The sequence below is a fragment of the Vibrio sp. YT-19(2023) genome (genome assembly GCF_033337395.1).
Genome location: NZ_JAWOQN010000002.1, coordinates 123,453 through 146,442, shown reverse-complemented (window position 1 = coordinate 146,442; position 22,990 = coordinate 123,453). Strand labels below are relative to the sequence as shown.

Annotated in this window: 14 protein-coding genes; 5 read left to right on the top strand and 9 right to left on the bottom strand. The window is 45.9% G+C overall.

What is annotated here, in order from left to right:
- Positions 1-231: 231 nt before the first annotated feature.
- The gene (locus R7E78_RS02675) at positions 232-1,428 is read right to left on the bottom strand and encodes a tetratricopeptide repeat protein (RefSeq protein WP_005374795.1); all 1,197 of its coding nucleotides are present in this window, start codon (positions 1,426-1,428) and stop codon (positions 232-234) included.
- Positions 1,429-1,974: 546 nt separating this feature from the next.
- On the opposite strand from R7E78_RS02675, the gene pulA reads away from it, so the two are divergent.
- Positions 1,975-5,964: a pullulanase-type alpha-1,6-glucosidase gene (gene pulA, locus R7E78_RS02670; protein ID WP_318057619.1), complete on the top strand. Its 3,990-nt coding sequence runs from the start codon at positions 1,975-1,977 to the stop codon at positions 5,962-5,964.
- A 99-nt stretch (positions 5,965-6,063) separates the two neighbouring features.
- Here pulA and R7E78_RS02665 read toward each other — a convergent pair whose 3' ends face one another.
- The 5 genes from R7E78_RS02665 to R7E78_RS02645 all read right to left on the bottom strand — a co-directional run bounded on the left by R7E78_RS02665 (position 6,064) and on the right by R7E78_RS02645 (position 12,750).
- Entirely contained in the window at positions 6,064-7,680 is a 1,617-nt protein-coding gene (locus R7E78_RS02665; RefSeq protein WP_047102414.1) for an endonuclease, read from the bottom strand.
- A gap of 331 nt (positions 7,681-8,011) precedes the next feature.
- On the bottom strand, positions 8,012-9,625 hold the full coding sequence (locus R7E78_RS02660; protein WP_017820115.1) for an alpha-amylase family glycosyl hydrolase: 1,614 nt from the start codon (positions 9,623-9,625) through the stop codon (positions 8,012-8,014).
- A 120-nt stretch (positions 9,626-9,745) separates the two neighbouring features.
- Positions 9,746-10,252, bottom strand: a complete 507-nt coding sequence (locus tag R7E78_RS02655; protein WP_017634473.1) for a hypothetical protein — start codon at positions 10,250-10,252, stop codon at positions 9,746-9,748.
- A gap of 316 nt (positions 10,253-10,568) precedes the next feature.
- Positions 10,569-11,378, bottom strand: coding sequence for a MalM family protein (locus tag R7E78_RS02650; protein WP_005374786.1), 810 nt, complete (start codon positions 11,376-11,378; stop codon positions 10,569-10,571).
- A gap of 100 nt (positions 11,379-11,478) precedes the next feature.
- Entirely contained in the window at positions 11,479-12,750 is a 1,272-nt protein-coding gene (locus tag R7E78_RS02645; protein WP_318057618.1) for a maltoporin, read from the bottom strand.
- A 446-nt stretch (positions 12,751-13,196) separates the two neighbouring features.
- On the opposite strand from R7E78_RS02645, the gene glgX reads away from it, so the two are divergent.
- Positions 13,197-15,188, top strand: a complete 1,992-nt coding sequence (glgX, locus tag R7E78_RS02640; protein WP_262643712.1) for a glycogen debranching protein GlgX — start codon at positions 13,197-13,199, stop codon at positions 15,186-15,188.
- A gap of 78 nt (positions 15,189-15,266) precedes the next feature.
- Here glgX and R7E78_RS02635 read toward each other — a convergent pair whose 3' ends face one another.
- Entirely contained in the window at positions 15,267-16,637 is a 1,371-nt protein-coding gene (locus R7E78_RS02635; RefSeq protein ID WP_167415830.1) for an L-serine ammonia-lyase, read from the bottom strand.
- An 11-nt stretch (positions 16,638-16,648) separates the two neighbouring features.
- Positions 16,649-18,190, bottom strand: a complete 1,542-nt coding sequence (locus R7E78_RS02630; protein ID WP_130545710.1) for a sodium:solute symporter — start codon at positions 18,188-18,190, stop codon at positions 16,649-16,651.
- A gap of 339 nt (positions 18,191-18,529) precedes the next feature.
- On the opposite strand from R7E78_RS02630, the gene R7E78_RS02625 reads away from it, so the two are divergent.
- From R7E78_RS02625 to R7E78_RS02615, 3 genes are all read left to right on the top strand, one after another.
- Positions 18,530-19,825: an MFS transporter gene (locus R7E78_RS02625; protein WP_130545709.1), complete on the top strand. Its 1,296-nt coding sequence runs from the start codon at positions 18,530-18,532 to the stop codon at positions 19,823-19,825.
- Between the two features lie 101 nt (positions 19,826-19,926).
- The gene (locus R7E78_RS02620; RefSeq protein WP_318057617.1) at positions 19,927-20,943 is read left to right on the top strand and encodes a nuclear transport factor 2 family protein; all 1,017 of its coding nucleotides are present in this window, start codon (positions 19,927-19,929) and stop codon (positions 20,941-20,943) included.
- A 177-nt stretch (positions 20,944-21,120) separates the two neighbouring features.
- A complete protein-coding gene (locus R7E78_RS02615) occupies positions 21,121-22,206 on the top strand; it encodes a porin (protein ID WP_017634480.1) in 1,086 nt (361 codons plus the stop codon).
- A 63-nt stretch (positions 22,207-22,269) separates the two neighbouring features.
- Here the strand turns inward: R7E78_RS02615 and R7E78_RS02610 are convergent, their stop codons facing one another.
- The gene (locus tag R7E78_RS02610) at positions 22,270-22,989 is read right to left on the bottom strand and encodes an alpha/beta hydrolase (RefSeq protein WP_318057616.1); all 720 of its coding nucleotides are present in this window, start codon (positions 22,987-22,989) and stop codon (positions 22,270-22,272) included.
- Position 22,990: the final 1 nt, after the last annotated feature.

Genomic DNA, 22,990 nt, shown 5'->3' with positions numbered 1-22,990 from the left:
TGATCTAAGCCCAATAGCGGAAGTAAATAAAGAGGGAAAAACCTCTTTTTTAAGGTAAACAGATCCCATCTTAGTTAAGTACTAAAAATATGTTGAAAAATCGCATAAATAGTATACACATCAGTAAAATGACTGCTTAAGTAAGTTTACATTCTGTTGTCGTGACTGATATAGATACTGGCAAAAGAGCAAAAGAAAAGCCTCAATCTTGAGGCTTCTGGATAAGATAGGTTATGGCTGAAGGAAGTTTTGAGTGAAATCGAGCGCATCTTTAGAGAGTTTTTTTTCGTTGGGCGATGTGCTTGCCTGGTCTTCTGCTGTTACCGTTGTCATCTTAGGCTGAAAATCTAGTGTTGATGTCTCCTCCCAAGCTTCGGAGGCGTCTTTATTCTCATCATTCAACACCGCATTGAGCTCCTCTTCCGCAGGAAAATACGCTTCGCGTTTGTACACTTTGTTAAGGGCTCGAATAATAGAGTGCTTTCTCACCATTCCTGAGGCCAGCTTTCTTTGCAACGGCTTCGCTATGGACTGCAATCCAACGACAACATCAACACCAATATTGGTCGCCACTTCATCACGCAACGTACGCGCAGGTTGGTAGCCCATATTGGCAGAAAGAAACAGCCAAACGTAAGCAATTGCATTACCCGTTTTACCTTTATCCTTCCACGCTTCGCCAGCATGATACATCGCTTTAGCACTGCCACCTTCCGCGGCCCGTTCCAGCCAGTAGCAACCTTTAACCATGCTTTTTTCTGTACCAATGCCATTTAGGTAACATAAGCCGACTTGGATCTTGCCATCTGCACTGTCTTTTTCCGCCGCTTTCATAAACCAGTAAAGCGCATCTGCACTGCGTCCTGCACTATTGTCTGGTGAAAGCTGCCATTCCCCCATATAAATCATGGCATCAATGCAGCCTTCTTCGGCGGCAGTTTCAATCAGTTGGTTACCTTTTGGGATATTTTTTTCAGTTCCTCGACCAAAGACCAAGGCCTTGCCCGTCGAAAATTTCGCTTCGGTATCCCCTTCCATTCCCGCAATTGCGGTACGCCAGAAGTTTGCCTGCTCTTTTAAAATCACATCTTCGCGCATGCGTTCACTTAAGCGAACAATGCCGTACATCCCCGTCACATTGTCCAATTTAGCTGCTTTATCATACCAATACAGCGCTTGACGAATGTTGTCCTTTTCGGCTTCTTTCGCTAGAAATAAAATGGTGGGGATATGCCCGGTTTCTGCTTTGAACTCTCGCTCTTTACGCTCTTGCTCTCGCGCTTTATGCATCGCCTTTCGATAAGCGGCTTCGCGAGCTTTCCTCTCTGCCTCGAGTCTCTGTTTCCGCATCGACAACGAGATCATCCACACAAATATCAGGACGAGTGAAAGGCCAGTTGCCGCAATGGCAATGCCCATACTACTCATAAATAGCCTCTTTTGGTTTCAGGGCCCAATTCAACTCCCTTTCAGGGAAATCTTATGATTACGCGCCGACGTAATGCCGACTAACTTCATTATATAACGACCACTTAGCGAAAATCTGAAGCTCGCGAAGACTTAATGGCGGTATTTTATTCAACATCACTGCAACTTATTTTTAAAAGAAAAATATAGCCCTCATTTTTATAGAACTTAATCACGGTTTTGGGGCTGAGACATTCTCATCCCCTATCATCCCCCCTTACTCATCCCATAAAAATTTACATTTTAATGATGTGCAGAATCTCTCACTATGCGCCTGTTTTGTTATTTAATTTGTGAACAAAATCGACTGTGACAGAAAATTTGCACCTGTAAAAAACTTAACAGCCTGCTCTCACATTTTGCTGATGATTCAGTGTATTAGCATCTAATTGAACATTTCCTTTTTTGGCATCTGCCTTTCTAGCGTGTGCAAAACCTTCTTGATGATTGAGTCAGCGAAGGCAGCGCGCAGCTCAATATCAATTCAATAACAATGGATTTGTAAACGTGGACAATAAGACATTTAAATTATCAACAATTGCCAAAACCGTACTGCCTTTGATTTCCGTCGCGGTAATCAGCGGTTGTGGTAGTGATAGCACGAACGAAGATACGACGCCCCCTGGCTCAGGCTTGTACCCTGCGGGAGAGAACGAAGTCGTCATTTATTACAAACGTGACGTAGCATCAGCTTCAACAGCCAGCGACTACGAAGGTTGGGGCTTGCACCTATGGAACGGTGAGGGCTGTACCAGCACAGATTTAGACGCAATGGGCATTCCGGGAACAGGAACGGATTGGTCTGCGCCACACCCATTCGATGGCATCAACGACACCTACGGTGCTTACTACGTACTGAAAATAAACCCTGACGCCTCTGACCCACACGAATGCATGAACTTCATTCTGCACAACGGTGATGAGAAAGCGTTCGGCAGCGCAAACTCAAAAGTAGAGTTGACGAAAATCGGCGAATCGAAAGGTTTGTTTGGCTTCCACGGCAGCAGTGAACTTTACTACGAGCCAATAGAAGAGCGCCCTGTTGATATTGATGGTCAAAAAGCCCATTGGTTAGACGCCAACACCATCGCATGGGAAGCGGCGACCAGTGCGGATTCCATGAAGCTGTTCTACAGCCTTAGCAATGACATCAAAATGGATGAAGACAAGCAAATCTCTGGCGGTACAGCCGTTGAGCTGACAAAAGCTGGTGAGTTGTCTGATGGTCTGAAATCACGCTTCCGTCACCTTGCTAGCCTTCAAGCTGCGGGTATCGATGTCGATGACGCGACCTTGCGTACGATCCTGAAGTCACAAATTGTTATGGTGGCTTACAACGCAAATGGTGACGTCATTTCTGCAACTGAAATGCAAAAGCCGGGCGTTTTGGATGCGGTGTTTGCCGATTCCAAGGCAGGTAACGCGATCGGTCAAGAACTCGGTGCGATTGTGGAAGGCGGTGCCGCAACCTTCAAACTATGGGCACCAACTGCCCAAGATGTTGATCTGATAATCTACGATGAAAACTTAGCAGAAGAAGCGACCGTTGCCATGACGGAAGACCCAGCAACAGGTATCTGGGTTTCTGAGGCACAAAGCAACGTTGTCAACAAATACTATCGCTACCAAGTTAAAGTATACCACCCAACAACTGGCGTCGTTGAAACGCGTTTGGTAACAGACCCATATTCAATGAGCTTGTCTAAGAACTCACGATACTCGCAAGTGGTTGATTTAGATGATCCAAGCTTAATGCCTCAAGATTGGAAAAACTACGCACGCCCAACGGTTAAAAAAGACGAAGACCACGTCCTTTACGAGTCACACATTCGTGATTTCAGCTTTAACGACAGCAAAGGCACACCAAGTCTTGATGGCAAATATCTGGCGCTTACAGAACCTGAGCGTGAGTCTGTATCTCACTTACAAGCTTTAAAAGATGCTGGCCTAACAACGCTACATATCCTGCCTGCGTTTGATATTGCAACCGTGGATGAAGACGCTGACAAGCGAGTCGATATCACCGACACCGTGGGTAAACTTTGTGGCATCAAGCCAGAAGCCTCCATTTGTGAGACCGAAGATGACGGCAAAGTAATTGAAGAGGTATTAAATAGCTACGACCCAACAACGGGCAAAGCACAAGCGTTGATGAACGATCTTCGCATGCTAGACAGCTTCAACTGGGGTTATGACCCTTACCACTACACCGTGCCAGAAGGCAGTTATGCGACCGATCCTAACGGGTCTAAGCGTATTCTTGAGTTCCGCGAAATGGTTCAAGCGACGCATAAAATGGATCTGAAACTGGTCATGGACGTCGTGTACAACCACACAAATGCATCTGGTGTGAACGAAAAATCAGTACTGGATAAGATTGTCCCTGGGTACTACCACCGCCTAAACGTCAACACTGGCGGCGTCGAAAACTCAACCTGTTGTGATAACACCGCAACCGAGAACTTGATGATGGGTAAACTAATGGTTGACTCATTGATGGTATGGGCGGATGACTATAAAGTCGATGGTTTCCGTTTTGACCTTATGGGCCACCAGCCGAAAGATGTGATGGTTTACGCACTTGAAAAAGTCCGTGAAATTGATCCGAATACTCTGTTCTACGGCGAAGGTTGGGACTTTGGTGAAGTCGCGCAAAATGCTCGTTTCGATCAGGCGACACAAGTCAACATGGCGGGGACAGAAATCGGTACTTTCTCTGATCGTCTGCGTGACGCAGTTCGTGGCGGAAGCCCGTTTGATGGCGGTGTAGATTCTGAAGGTAAGCACCCACTTCGCTTTAACCAAGGCTTTGGTAACGCCGCTTATCCTAACGAAGAAACCAAAACTGACGCAGAATCGGTGAATGGTCGTTTACACAACCAAGATCTGGTTCGTCTAGGTATGGCTGGTAACTTGGCTGACTACATCCTTCTTGATTACAAAGGCGAAACCAAACTGGGTAAGAACGTTGATTACAATGGTGCGCCTGCAGGCTACACAAAAGTGCCATCAGAGAACATCTCTTACGTGTCTAAGCACGACAACCAAACATTGTGGGATAACAACGCCTACAAGATTGCGACAGGCACTTCATCTGCCGAGCGTGCACGTATGCAGTCTGTGTCCCTATCAACGGTGATGCTTGGTCAAGGCATTCCATTCATCCACATGGGTTCTGAGCTATTGCGCTCTAAATCTATGCAGCGCGACTCGTACGATTCTGGTGACTGGTTCAACCGTGTATTCTTCGACGGAAGCGACAATAACTGGAACGTTGGTCTACCACGTGAAGACAAAGACGGTGCAAACTGGGAGCTGATCAAAACCATCGTTGGTGACAGCACTGCGAAACCAGATTCAACCGACATCGAGCTGACTAAGCAACAATTCCTAGAGCTACTAAAAATCCGTAGCACAAGCGAACTATTCCGCCTAGATACCGCGCAAGAAGTGATGAACCGTGTTGACTTCCGCAACGTAGGGAAAGACCAAATGGAAGGCTTGATTGTGATGTCTATCGACGATGGTACATCAGCAGGTGCCGATTTAGATTCGAACTACGATGCTATCGTGGCGGTTGTGAACTCAACATCAACTGAGAAATCTTTCAAAGTTGCCGGTGCAACTGGTTTCGAGTTACATGAAGTTCAACAAAACTCTGCGGATGACATCGTGAAAGGTGCAAGCTTCACCAATGAAACGTTCACAGTACCAGCACTGACAACAGCGGTATTCGTGCAGCCACAAAACGGCGCACAAGGTGCTGGCCTACCAGTAAACACGGATAACAAAGACGTATCGAGTATTCCTCCTTACGGCGAAACCGTTGTTTACGTGAAAGGCACGATGAACGAGTGGTCTGATAGCAGTGATTGGGCGATGACCTTTATTGGCAACGGTATGTACTCTGTAACTGGCGTTCTTGAAGCAGGTGAGCACGAATTCAAATTCGCGGACTCTGGTTGGGCAAATCCAAACATCGGTTGTGATGCTGCGAATATAGCTTCTGGTTCACTAGAATTAGGTTCAGAAGGTAACTGTAAGCTGTCTGTTGCTGAAACAGGTAAGTACAACTTCACTCTGAACGCGCTGCATGTTCAAGATGAAAGCGTAGAAAAACCGGTCGTGTCAGTGACCAAATCAGCAGATGCACCAACATTCGGTGAAACAGCACTTTACTTACGTGGCACTATCACTACATGGGATGCTCCAGCACAAGACTCAACAGCGAAGTTCAGCTATGTTGCAAATGACGTTTATTCGCTAGACATTGACCTAGCGGCGGGCAACTACGAAATGAAAGTTGCGAGCGCAGACTGGGCAGCAGACACCAACTTCGGTGGCGAAGGCAGTGTTGAGCTCGGTAAAGCGCTAACGATGGAAGTCGGTGGCGGTAGTGCAAACCTGAAAATTGCGATTGCAGAAGCAGGAAATTACAACTTCCACTTCAACGCGGCTGACAAGTCGGCGCCAATCGTGACGGTAACGAAAAACTAGTTTCATTTAAAAACATCCGTAATGAAAAAGGGGAAGCATCACGCTTCCCCTTTGTTTTGTTGGCGTCACTAAATGGTGGATACCAAAATCAAAAAGGTGTTAGTTTCCCCAAATCTGTTCAACAAACTCAGGATGATCAATGAATGGATTACGATTGCCCTGAAAATCAAACACTTGTTGATTGCGGTTTCGTTCTTTTTCACTAACGGGATCATTTTTGTGCCAACGTTTCAGCATGTTTAACATCCAAGGTTCAAAAACCGTTGAACTTGAACCATCAAGAACAGCATCCGCATTGCTTGAATTGCCTTCCCAGTTACCTACAACATTTTCATAGCGGGTTGCCATGTAGAAATAAGCACGGGCGAAGTCGCCTTTAAACTCATCAATCGGCTCAAACACCGTACCGGAGTAGCCCAGACTAGTGCTTGCTTGTCCAAGTTTAGAGCCATTACTAGACACGTAGGTCGCGGTGCCCACTTCACCAAATGGCCAATTACTGCGCTTCGCGTTTACATAACCATCAGTTGCAAACAAGTGATGACCGTCTGAGTTCATCGGCTCAACCTTACCGCCAAACCAGCTTTTCGGAAAAGAGTGCTCACGGTTGTAGCAATCCCCTTCCGTTTTGTATTGGCCACATTGGTCTGTGACTTTGGTAAAGCTTACTGTATCGCTAGCAGATGGCTTTTCAGAGTACATATCAAGAATAGAGCCATCATTTTCATAATAACGATCAATATCGGCATCTTTTACCAAGGTCCAGACCGCAGAATAGCCTCGGCTGGAGTGATTATTGATAATGTTAAACAACGCTGTTTTTAGAGCGTATCCCGTCTTACCAGATGCCGCTTGATAGTAACCATCAACCACTGGTGGGGTCGTCGTTGTGTCACCTAAGTTAAAATCGGTGGTTTCACTTTTCGAGAATTCAGCGCCAGAAGCAAGAGTCTTATCTCCCTCAGTCAGCGTGTACGACCCCGCGCCACTGCCACAACAAATGCCGTCACCATACTCGTCTTGAATCGTGAATTGGTAATTACCGTCAGCTAAGCACATGCTCTTTTCAATGGTGGTTGCTGACTCATATCCCTGACCAGAAAACAGCTCTTCGTCTTGGTTGTTTTTTAACGTCCAGCTGGTTTCTGAACCATAGTTATCGGTTGTGAGAGTCAAGACCACTTGGTGATCACTACAACTTTCTACAGGAGGTTGTGTACTCGTCTCAGTCGGTTGAAAATTATCGACGTAGACAACTTCTGAGCCATCAAAACTGGCTTCATCGTAAAAACGCAAACCGACGTTGATGGTCTTGTTCGAGCTCGCTGTGTAGTTGTGCGCAAGCTCTTGCCACTGGTTTATCAGTTGTGGGTTCGAGTAATTGTGATAACCATCAACCACCAAACGTGCTTTTACATTTCCTTCGGTATGATAAACCGAGACAGAAAACGGATAGGTTTTCCCTTGCTCCACATTAATGGTTTGCAAAAAGTCGGTGTTGCTTTGGGTACCTGTATTCACGACGACCTGGGCAGCCAGACCACCCGATTTGATTTGCTCGCTGCTTGGCGACACTGTAATGCCCGCGTCAATCTCTGACCACTGCGTAGGTACATTGCCATTCCACTGTTCAAAGTCACCGTTGATAATTTGGCTATATGCAAACGGAGAGCTAACAGCAGCAAGGAGACAGAGTGAGTTCGTTATGGATTTCATTATACTTTTCCATTAGTTATATAAATCCCAAACACGATAAACATATTAGTGGGGCATAAATAATCCTTCAGTCACATTTTTACGTTGCACAAGTGTTAATTTACTTTTTAATGTGCAGCTTATCTCACAAATATCCATCTGCTGAAAACAAACGCCAATACAAAAAGCGAAGCAACTTGTTGGCTACATCGTCGTAAAACCATTAAGGGAAAAGTAAAACAGACAGAAAAAAGCCAAGTGTGCGCCTATGGGGGTCAGCAACAACACTTGGCTTGTTTATAAGAAAGCTTGTGGTCAGCTCAACTGGTGAGCATCAATTCTGGATAATTCCTTAAGGTTTTACCGCAAAGAATCGTCCTTGTAGTGGCGACATCAGAATCTGATATTGACCATTGCTCGGAGTAATTTTTTCATTCGTGAGCAAATCCACCAACTCACCAGTACCAACACTCTCCTGAGTAAGAGTGACGCTTCTAGCGCTCTCTAAGGTATTTAGCGCAAACAAGACTTTGTCCGAACCAGATTGTTTCAAGTCCACATAACTGCCGTTACTCGCAACTAAATTCGTGCGTGACCCTTGATAAAGTGCAGGATGCGCATCGCGCATTGTCATCAGCGATGTCACATAAGATTTGAGATCGGCTTGGTTTGCATCAAGCGTCGCCGTCACGCCTTCAATTTTCGCACTGCTGCGCGCAACGTGATCATCGCACAAACCTTGAATGGCACAGGTGCTGTTGTCTTCTTTTGCGGCAAAACCATCCACTTGATCCCCGATTTCATCACCGTAGTACAACGTGATTGGCCCGGTGTACGCCGCTTGGAAAGCAAACGCGGCTTTATGGCGTAACCAATATTCTGCATCATTCACATCCGCCAAGTTTCCGCGCTGTAACAAGTCACCAAAGCGCACTAAATCATGGTTGCCGATCATCAAATTCGGCTGCGCATGTGTTGGATATTGGTTGTGTGTGCTGTAGCCGTTGTCTAACCAATCCACACCGCGACCACCCACGCCGCTCTCATTCACGGCCAAAGTTTCAACGATGCGATATCGCATAGGGAAGTCAAACGCAGAGCACAATGCTGGATCGCTGTTCGATCCATACGCCTCATTCGCAATCTCAGACTCCCCTTTCCAAATCTCTGCCACCATGTAACCCAACGGATTCACTTGATCGCCTTTGCTATTGGTGTACGTCACACTTTGTGAGGCTTCATCGACGGCTTTACGAAGTTGTGTCCAAGCGTCTGTCGGAACTTGATAGGCTTGATCTAAACGCCAGCCGTCAATCTTGAGTTCTTTGATCCAATACGTCGCCACCTCTTTGTAGAAATCGAGACTGGCTGGGTAATCCACGGGATTGCTTGAGCCTGAAGGCAACAAGCCGGAAGGCGAGGGTTTGATCAAACCATTCTTATGGTGGCCAAATACGCCATCAAAAAATACGTACAGACCGCGTTTGTGTGCTTCTTCGACTAAAGTTTTCGCGGTCGCTAAGTCACCAAATTTGGGGTCGATTTTAAAGTAATCTGTCGCAAAATAGCCGGTGGCGTCCAAACGATCCGCCCAATGATCTTGTCCTGCTATCTCTTCTGACTCAAAAACTGGCGTCAACCAAATCGCATTCATCCCTAAGTCTTGGATGTAATCGAGTGAATCAATCACTCCTTGCAAATCGCCGTTATGATGGCTGGTGCCATAACCTGTACCGTGACCAATGCTCGCATCACCATCCACAAAACTCTCTACCATGATTTGATAAGTACGAAGTTGGTTACTTTGCGCCATGACATTGGCTTGGCAAGCATAACTGGTATCCGGTAGCGGAGTGCTGCTATTAGTGTCGCCACCACCAGAAGAATTACACGCAGATAAAGCACCAATCACACTTAACGCAAGCAACGATCGAGACAGGCGATGGTTACGTAGGATATTACGCATTTTATTCTCCCTAACTTACTCAAATAAACTACGGAAATTTGAGTAATAAAATTAACCCCGACATGTGTTTCATGCAGGGGTTAATAAATAAAAATAGATTTTAAATAATTGAATTGAATATTATTGGCACTTATTTACCATGACATGAACAGGTTTGCCTTTTCCTTCAAACTGAAGACTCCATACATATTTACCATCTTCTTTAATATCAACCGAAGTATCCGTACCGTAACCACCAAATGTTAATGGTGTTAATTCACCAACGTTCATTCTATTACCTTTTGCGGTAAATTGTGGGAACCACAACTCGGTCGCATACTGCATTTTGTAGGAGCCTACTTTTTCTTGAACCACGGCTTGGTAGAAATTATTCCCTTTGTAGGTGTATTGACGCTGAGGCACGTGTTTCCAATCGGAATCCGCAAAAGTACCCACCACAAATAGTGGTTTAGAAATAGGTCCTTTCGCTGTGCTGTCTGGGTTGTCACACGCTTTCATGAAAGCAACCACTTCGTCTTGAGACATATTAACAACTGGCTCTGTGGCCGCTTCAGGTTCTGCCGTCGATTGACAACCTACTAAGGCAACAAGTAGGGCAGCAGCAAGAGAGGTCTTCATCATGTTCATTTCACGTAATTCCTTTTTAGTATATCCAAAGCAAAATAAACTCAACGGTTAAAAGAAATATTAATCGTTATTAAAATGGAAATATCAAACGCCAAATAAATATCGTCAGATTGCGAATTTAAATCACTTCGAGAAGTTTGTTTATTTCCTAAGTACAAAAAATAAGTTAGGAACTGCCATTAATTATTGATCCAACCTATATAAAAAACAAAGTAATAAAAATAATTATGTGAATAAGGTAACTCTATGTAGGGGTATTTTTATTGGTTTATTTTCTATGAAAAAGGTCAGCATTTCGCTGACCTTTTTTATCTGATTATTTTCTATTTACGGCTTTCACAAACACTTGTTGTGCACCTTCGATACCCAGCTCTTTTGCTTCATCAAGCAAAGTGAGCGCTTTCGGAATATCATTCGCTGCGACTGCTGCTTCAATGGAGCTGTAGTAGTAGCTAGTAAGGTCCGTACCTTGGGGAATGTTATCGTTTTTCGCAACAATCTTAGTATTCACGATATCATTCGCGGATACCGAAAAGCGGAACTGACCAAGTGGGCTATGTTTCGCTAGAGGGTCTGCAATATCTGGCGGCTGAGTGTGGCGCGCCATGGCGAAGGCTTTTGCAGGGTGTAAAACTTGTGTACTTCCTTTTAGATCGGCGGAAGTCGTGTAAACCAACACATGCAGATCGTTACCTGTCATGTCTGGAATCACATTGAGATCAAGTACGAATTTATCGTTGTCCAACAGTTTTGCTGGTTCATACTTAAACTTTGAAAAATCTGCTTGGTAAATGGTTTCTCCTGCCGAGTTCATCACTGCGACATTAGGAGCATAAAATTGAAGTTCTTTACTTACGAATGTCTCTAATTTGATATCGAGACTGCCACGGTTTCCTGGAAGAGCAAACGCTGCAATAGCGCCAGCACTGTTACCATCCAACAACATTTGGCTTTTATCAGTCAAAGCGAATTCAGTAACCACAGGCACGTTAAGCGGTACCCATTGAATATCACCCGATTGCGTGATCACTTGTTGCTGACCTTTTGGACTCATCTCTACTTGTTCTACAGACGCACAACCAGTAGCCAACATGCCCAGCAGTACGGGAGCAAGCCATTTTTTCATTACTGTCTACCTCGACTCTTTATTGTTTTTTAAATAAATACAGCCAGATAAGTTCTGGCTGTATCATTCTAGGACAATTTAGGACTTAGTGGTTAGATGATTACCACCAAGCTTCAGCTTGTACACCGAACTGGAACGTATCGTCTGAACGACCGTTGTCAAATGTGTTTGAGTTGTCTTCTTTGTCAGCCGTTAGGTAAGAAGCGTAAACACGGATTTCAGGACGAGCCCAGAAGCTAGAGCCAGCAGACCATGCTTGAGCAACAGTTAGCTTACCGTATTTGTTTTCTTCGCCGTCGTTATCGTCGATAGCGTAACCAGCTTCGAAAATAGTTTTGTGGTTGTCATCCCATTTGTACATTGGACGAACAACAACAGACATTGTTTCCCACTTGTCTTGGCCAGCCCACATGTCTTCACCAACACCGTACACTAACTGGTGACCCATTTCCCAGCTGTCGCCCATGCCGATTACACCCCAGTTGATTAGGCGGTAACCAGATGCACCGTTGTCAGCTTCTGCGCCGTACCAGCTACCGTCGCCGTAGAATGCCATTGTTTTAGAGTAACCTTCAGTACCGTACTGAAGCACTGTTTTGTTGAAACCAGCGTCTAGACCTTGAGTCAATTCTGCTGTGAACATTACGCCGTTTTTCGCATCTTTAGTGCCGTTTGGCGCAGCGTCAGTTTCGTTAAGAATTGCGTAGTTCAAGCCCATTTCTAGAGAGCCGTTGTCCCATAGAGGAAGACCTGCGTAACGTACGTCTAGAGTGTTTACGTTTGTTGCGCCACCATCGTTGCCTGGGTCTGCGATATCGCCGCGGTCGTTACGAACCCAAGCGAAAGAAACTTTACCAGGACCAGCTTCGATACCTTCAACACCAGCGCCCGCGCCAGAGATGTTCCAGTAGTAGAAGTCAGAGATATGAATGTCGTGACGTTGGTAGTAGCGTTTACCTGCCCAAAGCGTTGCTTCAGGAGCAAAGTTTAGTAGGCCTTTAGCTTGAACGTTGAACTGACGTAGTGCGAATTGTGCATCGTCTACACATTTCACTTCGTCGTTATCCAAACCACAGTTAGCAGAAGTGCTTTCCCAGTCGTTTGAACCGTTAGAAGTCATTGCAACCATAGAGTCTACGTAGAACGTTTTGCCGTTGTTGTTGTAAACTTCTTTACCTAGTTGAATCTCGCCGTAGATATCGCTTTCATTACCTAGACGACCGATCTTGTTCTTTTCGAATGTTAATTGTTGACCACCGTCAGCGTTCACGCCAACGCCAGCACGCATGTAACCGTGGAAATCCACTGCGAATGCAGAACCAGCAGCTAAAGTTGCAGCTACAGCAGCAGCAATTGCACTTACTTTTTTCATTCTTAACTCCATTAAGGGTATTTATAATTCTGTCTTCCCTGCTCACTCTTTTAGGTGAATATAGGCAGTAAAAACACACCTAAAGAAAGAGAGGTAAGATGGGAACGAATCCCCGTTTGTTTCAACAGTTGTGAGATTACCCGAGGCGTACAAGGATGACTTCCTCCGCCCTAAACTAATTTAAGGGGGATGAGAAGGGAGTAGAAAATTTACCGAATGGTGTTTTTTCGAGTCAGATCACCAATCTAGGGAGGAATTAGTAAGTTTGTTCGGTTTTGAGCCGCTACAAAGTGATAGCCATTTCATATTTTTGACTCTAAGCCGTCACATAAAGTAATTAAATTACACGAATATTTTTATATTTAGGGTGGTTGACCTTAGTAAGACAAAGTTTTTAACTTATAGTTTCCTAAAGGTAGCAATAAATATTAAATAAAGTATCTCCGATGACACGACTTCTCTCTCGCCCCTACCCGCTGGGCGCAACATTGAATAAAGAAGGCTGTAACTTCTCTATTCATGCTCCGGGCGTAACAGACATTCAACTGGCATTGTTTGCAGACGATGGCAGCTACGAGCTTCACGGTTTACCGAATGAATACGCTGGCATACTTCATACTTTTATTCCAGATATTAAGCCGGGGCAAAAATACGGTTATCTTGTCTCCCACAAGGACGAGCCAGTGTTAATTTCTGATCCGTACGCAAAATCAATAGATAAAGCCCTCCACTATCACCCTCCCTACTCTCCAGCCAAAAGTTTCGATATGCCGAAGTGCGTCGTTATCGAAGATGATTTTGACTGGCAAAACACGGTTCACCCGCGTATACCCAGAGAAGAGATGGTGTTGTTTGAGACCCACGTCAAAGGGCTTACCCAACGCCACCCAGAGGTTGAAGACAAGCTGAAGGGGCGCTACTTAGGTCTTGCATCACCTGAAATGCTGGCCTTTTACAAACAGCAAAACATCAACACGCTGCAATTGCTACCTGTCGCAGCATGCATGCATGAGCCTCACCTACTAGAGATGGAAAAGGTCAATTATTGGGGATACAACCCTTATCTCTTTATGGTGCCCGATCCGCGCTACGCAGAACAAGACGCCGTTACGGAATTAAAAACAACAATTCGCGAATTGCATAAAAACGGCATCGAAGTGATTCTCGACGTGGTTTACAACCACACTGCTGAAGGTGGTGAAGGGCCTACAATTTTCAACCTGAAGGCCCTCGATTCCTGTTTTTACATCAAACATGGCAACCACTTCGCCAATTACACTGGCTGCGGAAATACAGTGGATCTCACCTACCAACCAGCCTTAAACCTTGTGATGGATACATTGCGCTACTGGGTTAGCGAATTTAAAGTCGATGGCTTCCGTTTTGACTTGGCTGCAACGTTAGGTCGACAGGGCGATGATTACAACCCAGAAGCAGCTTTCTTTAAAGCCGTTGCGCAAGACCCAATTTTGCGTGAAACCAAATTGATTGCCGAACCTTGGGATATTGGTCCAAATGGCTACCAAGTGGGGAACTTTCCATTTGGTTGGAACGAATGTAATGACAAACTGCGTGATATTTCCCGCAGTTTTTGGCGCGGTGATCAAGGCTATTTAAAAGAGTTTGCCACTCGATTAATGGGCTCTCGTGACATTTACAGTGCAGCGAACTGGCCATACAAACTCACCGTAAATTACATCACGTATCACGATGGCTTCACACTGCAAGATTTAGTGTCTTACAAGCACAAACATAACGAAGCCAATGGCGAAGAAAATCGCGACGGTCACGGTGACAATCGTTCAGAAAACTACGGTGTTGAGGGCGAGACGGAAAATCTGATGATCATCGCCACGCGTGAGAAGCAAAAACGCAACCTTATTGCTAGCTTGCTGTTTGCCTTCGGTATCCCACACATTCTCACTGCTGATGTTCTGTCTCACACCCAAGGCGGTAACAATAATGCCTATTGCCAAGACAACGAAACCAGTTGGCTGAACTGGGAAGAGACAGAACGTAAGCAACATTTCAAAGCATGGATGTCACAAATGGTCGCCAACCGAAATCAATACATGGTGCCATTTATCCGAGCTTTCAGTGGCGAGAATCGCAATAACAACCGTATTTTCTGGCGCCGTACAGACGGTCGCTTAATGGAGCACGATGATTGGAACCGTTTAAGCTCTGTCGCACTTCACCTTGGTATCGGTAAAGAAGGGCAAGAACTGGTCTACCTCATCAACCAAACTAACGCCACAGCGCGCTTTAAGCTCCCCAATGAGCGAAAGCAAGAATGGGTGACGATCTGTGATACAAACGTACGTAACCTCAACCCAGGACATGCTGAAGGCGAAGTCTTGCTGTCACCCACCTCGATGGTGATTTTGCACTATCAACCAAACCAAAGCACACCAAAAGGTGAGCAAACGCATAGCTAAGTTATAAACGCTCCGAAAAAGGAAAGCCGATGCATCTCAGTGCTTCGGCTTTTTTGTTGGTTAGATGTGCCTAACTCATTATTCGCAAGGCGGTGCTAGGTGGATCAAAGCCAATCCACCCAGTGACGTTTCGCGGTATTTCTTGTTCATGTCTTTGCCCGTTTGATACATGGTTTCAATCACCTTATCCAATGAGATCAAACATTTACTATTACGCTTTAATGCCATGCGAGAAGCATTGATCGCTTTCATTGCGCCCATTGCATTACGCTCAATACACGGTACTTGCACTAAGCCACCGATTGGGTCACAAGTCATGCCTAGTGAGTGCTCCATGGCAATCTCGGCCGCAATACAAATCTGCTCATTGCTGCCACCACGTAGCGCGGTCAGGCCAGCTGCCGCCATAGAGGAAGACACGCCAACTTCGCCCTGACAGCCTACTTCAGCACCCGAGATAGACGCATTGGTTTTGTACAAAATGCCAATCGCACCGGATACAGCAAGGAAGTCTTTAAGTTGTTTGGTATCCAGCTCTTTGATGAAGCGATGGTAGTACATCAATACCGCCGGAATCACACCTGCTGCACCATTAGTTGGCGACGTTACGACTTGTCCACCAGCGGCGTTTTCTTCACTTACAGCAAAAGCAAACAGGTTAATCCAATCCATGATTTCCATTGGATCGTTTTCGATTGCTGCATTTGCTTCAAGCTTCTTCAGCAAGTTAGGCGCACGGCGGGTCACATTCAAGCCGCCATCCAAGATGCCTTCTGTTTCGAAACCACGCTCCATGCAACGCGTCATCACACGCCAGATCTGTTCTGCACGTTGATTGATGGCTTCCATATCCTGAAGCGCTTGTTCGTTTTTCAGAATCATGCCGCCAAGGCTCATGCCATTCTTCTCTGCCTGTGCCAACATTTCGTCTGCACTGGAGAATGGGAACTCAACTTCTACGGGAGCAGTCGCACTGCCATTTTGCAGTTCATCCGCCGTTGCGATGAAACCACCACCGATAGAGTAGTAAGTTTCAAACCCAACCTGATTGCCGTGCGCATCTAACGCAGTAATCGTCATTCCATTCTCATGCAGAGGAAGGTTCTCTTCATGGAACAACATGTCCGTTTTGTAGTTGAATTCGATTTCATGACGGCCATCGACAGACATCATGCCCTCTTCAATCGCCTTGCGCATCGCTTTGTTCGCAGAAGCGATTTTGATGGTATCTGGTTTGTTACCCAACAGACCCAAAATGGTTGCACGGTCAGTATGGTGACCAATCCCCGTTAACGAGAGTGAGCCGTATAAATCGACTTGAATACGAACCACTTTTGCCAAGTTAGATTCAATCAAACGAGTAAAGTGGTAACCCGCGATCATGGGACCATTGGTGTGAGAGCTAGAAGGGCCCACACCAATCTTGTAAATATCAAAGATGGACAGCATAAACTTACCTATTACGACAATGCAGCATAAAGCCAATCAGGGAGAACCATACAAGCGGCGATGGTCGCCACAGCGAACACCAATAGCCCGTAATGGCTTGCGGTTGGCTTTGCAAAAAGATGTTTTTGATTATTGATAAAGATTTGTTGCTCGGCAGTCACAGCGCCCCAACGACGGCTCACTAACACACCAAACAAAAGGAAGACGAACGTACCAATTGGCGCGAACCACGGCCAAGCCACGTCGAGATACATCGCAGTAAACACCGCAATCACACTCATGATACTGCCAACGATCACGCCTTTCTCATTGGCTTTCGCCCAGAATAAACCAAGCACGAATGAACCCAAACGGATACCAACAAAGATGGAAGTCAGGCTAGCGATGGTTTTGAGTACCGATTCATTCGATACCGCCAGAAGAGCTGGCACTACCACCATAGCCGCAGCTAGCAAACTCATCTTTCTTGCGACTTTTTCGTAGTGCTCATCATCGGCACTCTTGCGAACGAAACGCTTGTAGATATCGAACGTTGCGACGGTCGCCATTGAGTTGTAGGTAGAATCCAAGGTCGACATTGCGGCCGCCGCCAATGCGGAAATGATCAAACCAACGACGATTGGGTTAGTGTGGTTGAAGACGAAATCCAAAATCACTTCGTTGCTGTTTTCAAACGATTGATCTTGATAGAAAACACTCAAAAGAACACCGAGTACCGCGAAGAATAAGTACACAAAAAATGCACCGTAACCACACAACAGCATCGACTTCTGCGCCGTCTTTTCACATCTCGTCGCTAACGTGCGTTGGATGATCAATTGGTTGGTGCCGTACACACTCAAATGCAAAAAGCTCACGGCAACCATACCAGCCCAGAGTGTAGTATCCACGCCCAAATCAAAGTCTAAGTTGATGATATTCAGGTGATCACGAGAAAGGTAATCTGCCGTATTAATCTCCTTCATTAGAATGGCAAAGATAGCGATGCTGCCTGCCACCAATACTGCAGATTGCAACATATCGGTCCAGATAACCGTGGAAATCCCGCCCGCATAGGTATAGCAAGCGGTGAAAATACTGATGTAGATGATGGCTTCAGAAATACTGATAGGCAGAACTTGCACTAAGATCAGCGCCACGGCATACAAAATCACACCCGCAGAGATACATTGAACCACAATGAACACAATCGAGTTGATGGTTCTTGCATACACCCCAAACCGGTGCTCAAGGTATTCATAAATCGAAGTCAGACCCAGCTTATAAAAGACAGGCACAAAGAAAATGACGGTGAAAAAGATAACGATGGGATAGTTAAGGTGAATACTCATCGCTTCCATGCCAGAGCTATAAACCCAACCAGGCATCCCTACAAACGTCATCGCACTAATGTAAGTCGCAAGTATCGAAACACCTGCCGTAAACCAGCCAAATTGCTTTCCACCCGTAGAAAAGTCGCCACCATTGCTGTAGCGCTTATTCACTAAATAGCTGATTAATATGGTGATTAACACGTATAACGCAATCACCACAAAACTTGAGTACGTAACCATTTCAGGGTTTCCATAATTCTGGGTGCTAATTATTTGTGCTTGGATATTACTTTAAAAAAGCATATCTAAACGATAATCCCGCCATAACTGTGACTATAATCACCAATATAGACGGTTATATATTCAAAAATGCCAAAAAGACCGATTTAATGAGACTCCCATCACTAAAAACCACCAATTGGGTGCGCATTCATTTTAAAATTGATATTGATCACGGATCTAATGACCTTAAAAAAACTATGATTCACACCGACACGAAATCGAAGATGATCCCAATAAGATCGTGTTCTTTAAGTTTGAATAGCAACAAATCCTAAGTGAAATAGAGGTTTATCGGTCATGAATGCCAAAAGACACATGAGCGAAGTTCCTATGATTCAAAGGGTAGCTGCCTATCTAGCGATACTGGTTGGTTACTTTTTCTATTGTTATAACTTTGTAATTATTGACTACGTACGCCCATACATCGTTGAAGCGTATGATGGTATTAGCCTGTCAGACACTGCCCAGTTCTATACATGGCAGTCGGTTGGTGCACTTATCGGTGCATTGAGCTGTGCTTGGTTCGCAACAAAATTTGGTAAGAAATCCACTCTTATTACCATCACAGCCCTAAACGGTGGCGCAACGATCATCAATATGATGTTCACCGACTACACAACATGGGCAGCAATGCGTTTCATCATTGGTTTGTCACTGGGTGGTTACTTCACCGTGGCAGTAAGCTTGATGATCGGCCTATTTAGGCCAACGGTACGTGGTAAGTTGACGGCATTCGCGTCTTCTATGTTCTCTGTAGCACTGATGGTAATGGGTGCGTATGCAGCATTTATTGCAAGCATCGATGCACCATGGGAAAGCCTAATGCTTGTTGGTGGTATCCCACCATTGGCAGCCGCTGTGGTCATGATCTTTGTACTACCTAGCGACAGCAAAGTGATCGCTTACGGTGAAGAAGAGCAAGCAAAAGCAGAAGAATCAAATGCACCAGCGAAAAAAGGCTCTTGGGGCGAAATGCTAAGCAAGCCTTACCGTAAGATCACTCTAACGTGTCTATTGCTGGCTGGCCTTAACTTCTACGGTTTCCAATTCTTTGGTGGCTTCGTAACCACTTACCTACGTGATGTACGTATGTTCGACGGTGCAACCATCGGTCTCATCTTCTCTATCTCAGCGTTTGGTTCACTGTTTGGTGCGTGGTTCTGGGGTTGGGTAGCTGACAAATTCGGTCGTAAGGTGAACGCATTTGGCTTCATCCTAGCGGGCATCATGGTTTCAATCTTCTTTGTTGCACCTGGCGACATGGTGATTGGCGGCCTAAACATGCTGGCTCTACTTGGTCTGATTTACAACTTCGGTCTGTCTTCTTCAGCGGTATGGGGTGGTTACTTCTCAGAACTGTTCCCAGCACACCTACGTAGCTACGGCGCGGCACTATTCCACGGTGGTCGTATCCTCGGTATGTGGGCACCAATGGTACTTATCTTCATCCAAGAACGTACCGACCTACAAACCGCAATGTGGGGTTCACCAATCGTATGGATCCTTGCTGGTCTTCTATGGCTATCACTGCCAGAGACACTAAAAGGCGGCGTGTTCGATAAGAGCAAAAAAGCCGAAGCAGCAAAAGCGTAACTGAATTTCAAAAACTCCGGCTGGCTCCCCGGCCGGATGAAAAAACTTAATTTCGAGTCCTGTTCCCAAAGCCGACTCGACAGCAAATAAGAGAGTTTATTATGTCTAAATATCAAGAAGCGAAACGCGTTGTACGTGAATACTTCAGCGCAATGGAAAACGCAACTCACGAGAACGTGGCAGAAGTACTAAAAGCACACACTTCAGAAGATTACCTATGGCGTGGTGTTTACCCATTCCGTGAGCAACAAGGCGCTCAAGCAGCGGCTGACGTTTTCTGGGCTCCTTTGATGAAATCAATGACTCGCATGCAGCGTCGTCAAGACATCTTCATCGGTGGTGAGAACGAAGTAACATCAGGTGAAATCTGGGTAATGAGCATGGGTCACTTCATGGGTCTATTCGACGCTGAATACTTAGGCATGCGCCCAACTGGCAAGATCATGAACATCCGTTACGCAGAATTTAACTGTGTTGAAAACGGCAAGATCACTAAGACTGGCCTATTCCTAGACCTTCTAGGTGCAATGGACCAAGCGGGTTGTTACCCACTGCCACCATCAACAGGTAAGCACTTCGTATACCCTGGTCCTCGTAGCCACGATGGTCTACTGTTCGAAGACGCAGCACCAGAAGAAGGCGTAGCAACACTAGCACTAGTGAACAAGATGGTTGATGACCTATCTGCACTAAACGACAGCGGCGCTATGGGTTGCCCACCAGAAGTTCTTGAGAAGAGCTGGTCTAAAGACATGATCTGGTACGGTCCATGTGGTATCGGTGCGTCTTACACAATCCCTCGTTACCAACAGCAGCACCAATTGCCGTTCCGTAACAACCTGAAAGACAAGAAGTTTAATGGCCACGTATGTCGTTTCGCAGAAGGTAACTTCTCTTGTTTCTTCGGCTGGCCAAACCTATCTAACACGCCAATCGGTGGTTTCCTAGGTATGACAGGTGGTGAAGTACGTGCAGACATGCAAGTGGTTGACGTTTACTACCGTGACGGCGACAAGCTATCTGAGAACTGGGTACTGATCGACCTTCCTTACTGGCTAAAACAGCAAGGTCTAGACGTGTTCGAACGTACTCAACAGATCCTAAACCCTTCTCTATAAGAAGTCGTAGAGGCGGATTGTCAACCCGCCTTTATGTTGCCTGAATCCCCTCTCGGTTCAAGCGACATGCTCCCAACTCGTGCCTCAAGGATGGGGCACAACCTCAAGATAGAACCCTTATTCAAAACGGGCATGAACGCACGGTGGCTTTCTGCGCCCTAAATAATGAGATTGATGATGAAAAAGTCGACCCTTTCTGCAGTGATTTTAGCAGCGCTTACTTCTAGCTCAGCCTTTGCTGCACACACTTTTGTTAATGACGCTGGCGACAGCCTAACCATCGATGGCCGTTTCGATCTTCGCTACCAAGACCGTGGCGGTGATGACAACGGCGAATGGAACAGCGGCAGCTCACGTTTCGGTTTGAAAGGCCAAATGGGTCTGGATAACGGCTGGACTGGTTTCGGTCACGCGGAATGGGGCTACAACTCTGGCGCGAACGGCGACAACATTTACGACCGCTTGCTATACGCAGGTGTTGATCACGAAAAATACGGCAAGATTGCTGCGGGTACTAAGCAGTGGTCTACCTTCTACGACGTAGCATGGTACACCGATTTAGGTCGTGTATTCGGTACTCGTGGCTCAGGTGTTTACAACCTAGCTGACTGGGGTATCGCATCAGGTGCAGGTCGTGCAGAAAACTCAATTACGTACCGTAATTCAATTAATGAAAAAGTGAGCTACGGCTTTACTTACCAAACCACGCGTGAAGATGTTGCTCTAGCAAGCAATGCGACAGCCTCATTGAAAAACGGCATGGGTGCGTCTATCACTTACAAACCGGTTGATGGCGTAACATTGGGTGCGGCTTACCATCAAAATGAAGTTGCGGATCTAGACGCAAGCGTGGTTGGCGTAGAAAACGGCGACAACATGCGCATCATGTTATTGGGCGCAAACTACAGCAACGGTGGCTTCTATGCAGGTGCGACTTTCCACGTTGGTGAAAACTGGGAAGCTGTGAGCCAAGGCGGTACGGACGTAATGTTCGATACCCTAGGTGGCGAAATCTACACTTACTACCACTTCGACAACGGCCTACGCCCAACGTTGAACTACAACTACATGGAAGATCGTGGTGACGAGACGCAAGGTTACGAGCGTAACTTGCTGATTCCTGGTCTTGAATACCACTTCCAGAAGAACAAATTCCTAGTTTGGACTGAATACCAGTTCGACCTAGGTAAAGATCAGTACGATGGCAGCAAATTCGAAAACCGTGATGATCAATTCGCGGCAGGTATTCGATACTACTTCTGATAATACTCATCACTCACCACCTATACCCAAGTAACCTTAAGGTGGTGAGTGATGAAGTTCTTATCAACACAAAGCAAAGTTATCTTGAAGCCAAGTAGTCATCACTTCACTAACCATTAAAGGCTGCTCAAGCGTAGATAGATGCCCACACTCAGGGATAACATGAAGCGTGACGTTTGGGATGCATCTCTCCATGAGCAGATGATTGTCTAGCGGACAAAGCTTATCTTCTTTACCTGTTATCACCAACGTAGGAGCTTGAATGTCCGCCAATAAAGGTCGAGCATCCGGGCGAGTTGCTAACGCTTTAGCATGTGCTTCAAATGCCTCCAAACCTACATTAACCGCCATGCCTTCGATACGCTCAGTTAACGCTTTGTCTTGCAAACGGCTTGGATGAATCAGCACAGGCATCAGAGTGTCAGCCGTAATGCGTTCAAACTCACCACTTAACGCACGGCTAACCAGTGCATCACGCTTTTGTGTCACCTCTGGCTTTTCATCTGCTGCATTGGTATCCATAAGGATCAAGCCTTTAACTCTATTCGGCGCTTGACGGTACACCTCAAAGGCAAGAATCCCACCCATTGATACACCACCCAAGACAAACTCCTGCGGTGCATCTTGCAAGACTTTCTGCGCCAGCTGTTCCATTGACGGCAATGAAGCCAGCGTCGGGCATGTAGGCTCAACCCAACTTGGCAACGCTCGGTTGATATCCTCAAACAATGTGCCATCACAAAGTAGTCCGGGTAGCCAAACTAACGAGGTGGGTTGCGTCATT

Bases quoted from the DNA above. Each gene is read 5' to 3' on its own strand.
- R7E78_RS02660 (WP_017820115.1), bottom strand. From the start codon at position 9,625: ATGCGTAATATCCTACGTAACCATCGCCTGTCTCGATCGTTGCTTGCG.
- glgX (WP_262643712.1), top strand. From the start codon at position 13,197: ATGACACGACTTCTCTCTCGCCCCTACCCGCTGGGCGCAACATTGAAT.
- R7E78_RS02675 (WP_005374795.1), bottom strand. From the start codon at position 1,428: ATGAGTAGTATGGGCATTGCCATTGCGGCAACTGGCCTTTCACTCGTC.
- R7E78_RS02620 (WP_318057617.1), top strand. From the start codon at position 19,927: ATGTCTAAATATCAAGAAGCGAAACGCGTTGTACGTGAATACTTCAGC.
- R7E78_RS02615 (WP_017634480.1), top strand. From the start codon at position 21,121: ATGAAAAAGTCGACCCTTTCTGCAGTGATTTTAGCAGCGCTTACTTCT.
- R7E78_RS02630 (WP_130545710.1), bottom strand. From the start codon at position 18,190: ATGGTTACGTACTCAAGTTTTGTGGTGATTGCGTTATACGTGTTAATC.
- R7E78_RS02610 (WP_318057616.1), bottom strand. From the start codon at position 22,989: ATGACGCAACCCACCTCGTTAGTTTGGCTACCCGGACTACTTTGTGAT.
- R7E78_RS02645 (WP_318057618.1), bottom strand. From the start codon at position 12,750: ATGAAAAAAGTAAGTGCAATTGCTGCTGCTGTAGCTGCAACTTTAGCT.
- R7E78_RS02635 (WP_167415830.1), bottom strand. From the start codon at position 16,637: ATGCTGTCCATCTTTGATATTTACAAGATTGGTGTGGGCCCTTCTAGC.
- R7E78_RS02655 (WP_017634473.1), bottom strand. From the start codon at position 10,252: ATGAACATGATGAAGACCTCTCTTGCTGCTGCCCTACTTGTTGCCTTA.
- R7E78_RS02650 (WP_005374786.1), bottom strand. From the start codon at position 11,378: ATGAAAAAATGGCTTGCTCCCGTACTGCTGGGCATGTTGGCTACTGGT.
- R7E78_RS02625 (WP_130545709.1), top strand. From the start codon at position 18,530: ATGAATGCCAAAAGACACATGAGCGAAGTTCCTATGATTCAAAGGGTA.
- R7E78_RS02665 (WP_047102414.1), bottom strand. From the start codon at position 7,680: ATGAAATCCATAACGAACTCACTCTGTCTCCTTGCTGCTGTTAGCTCT.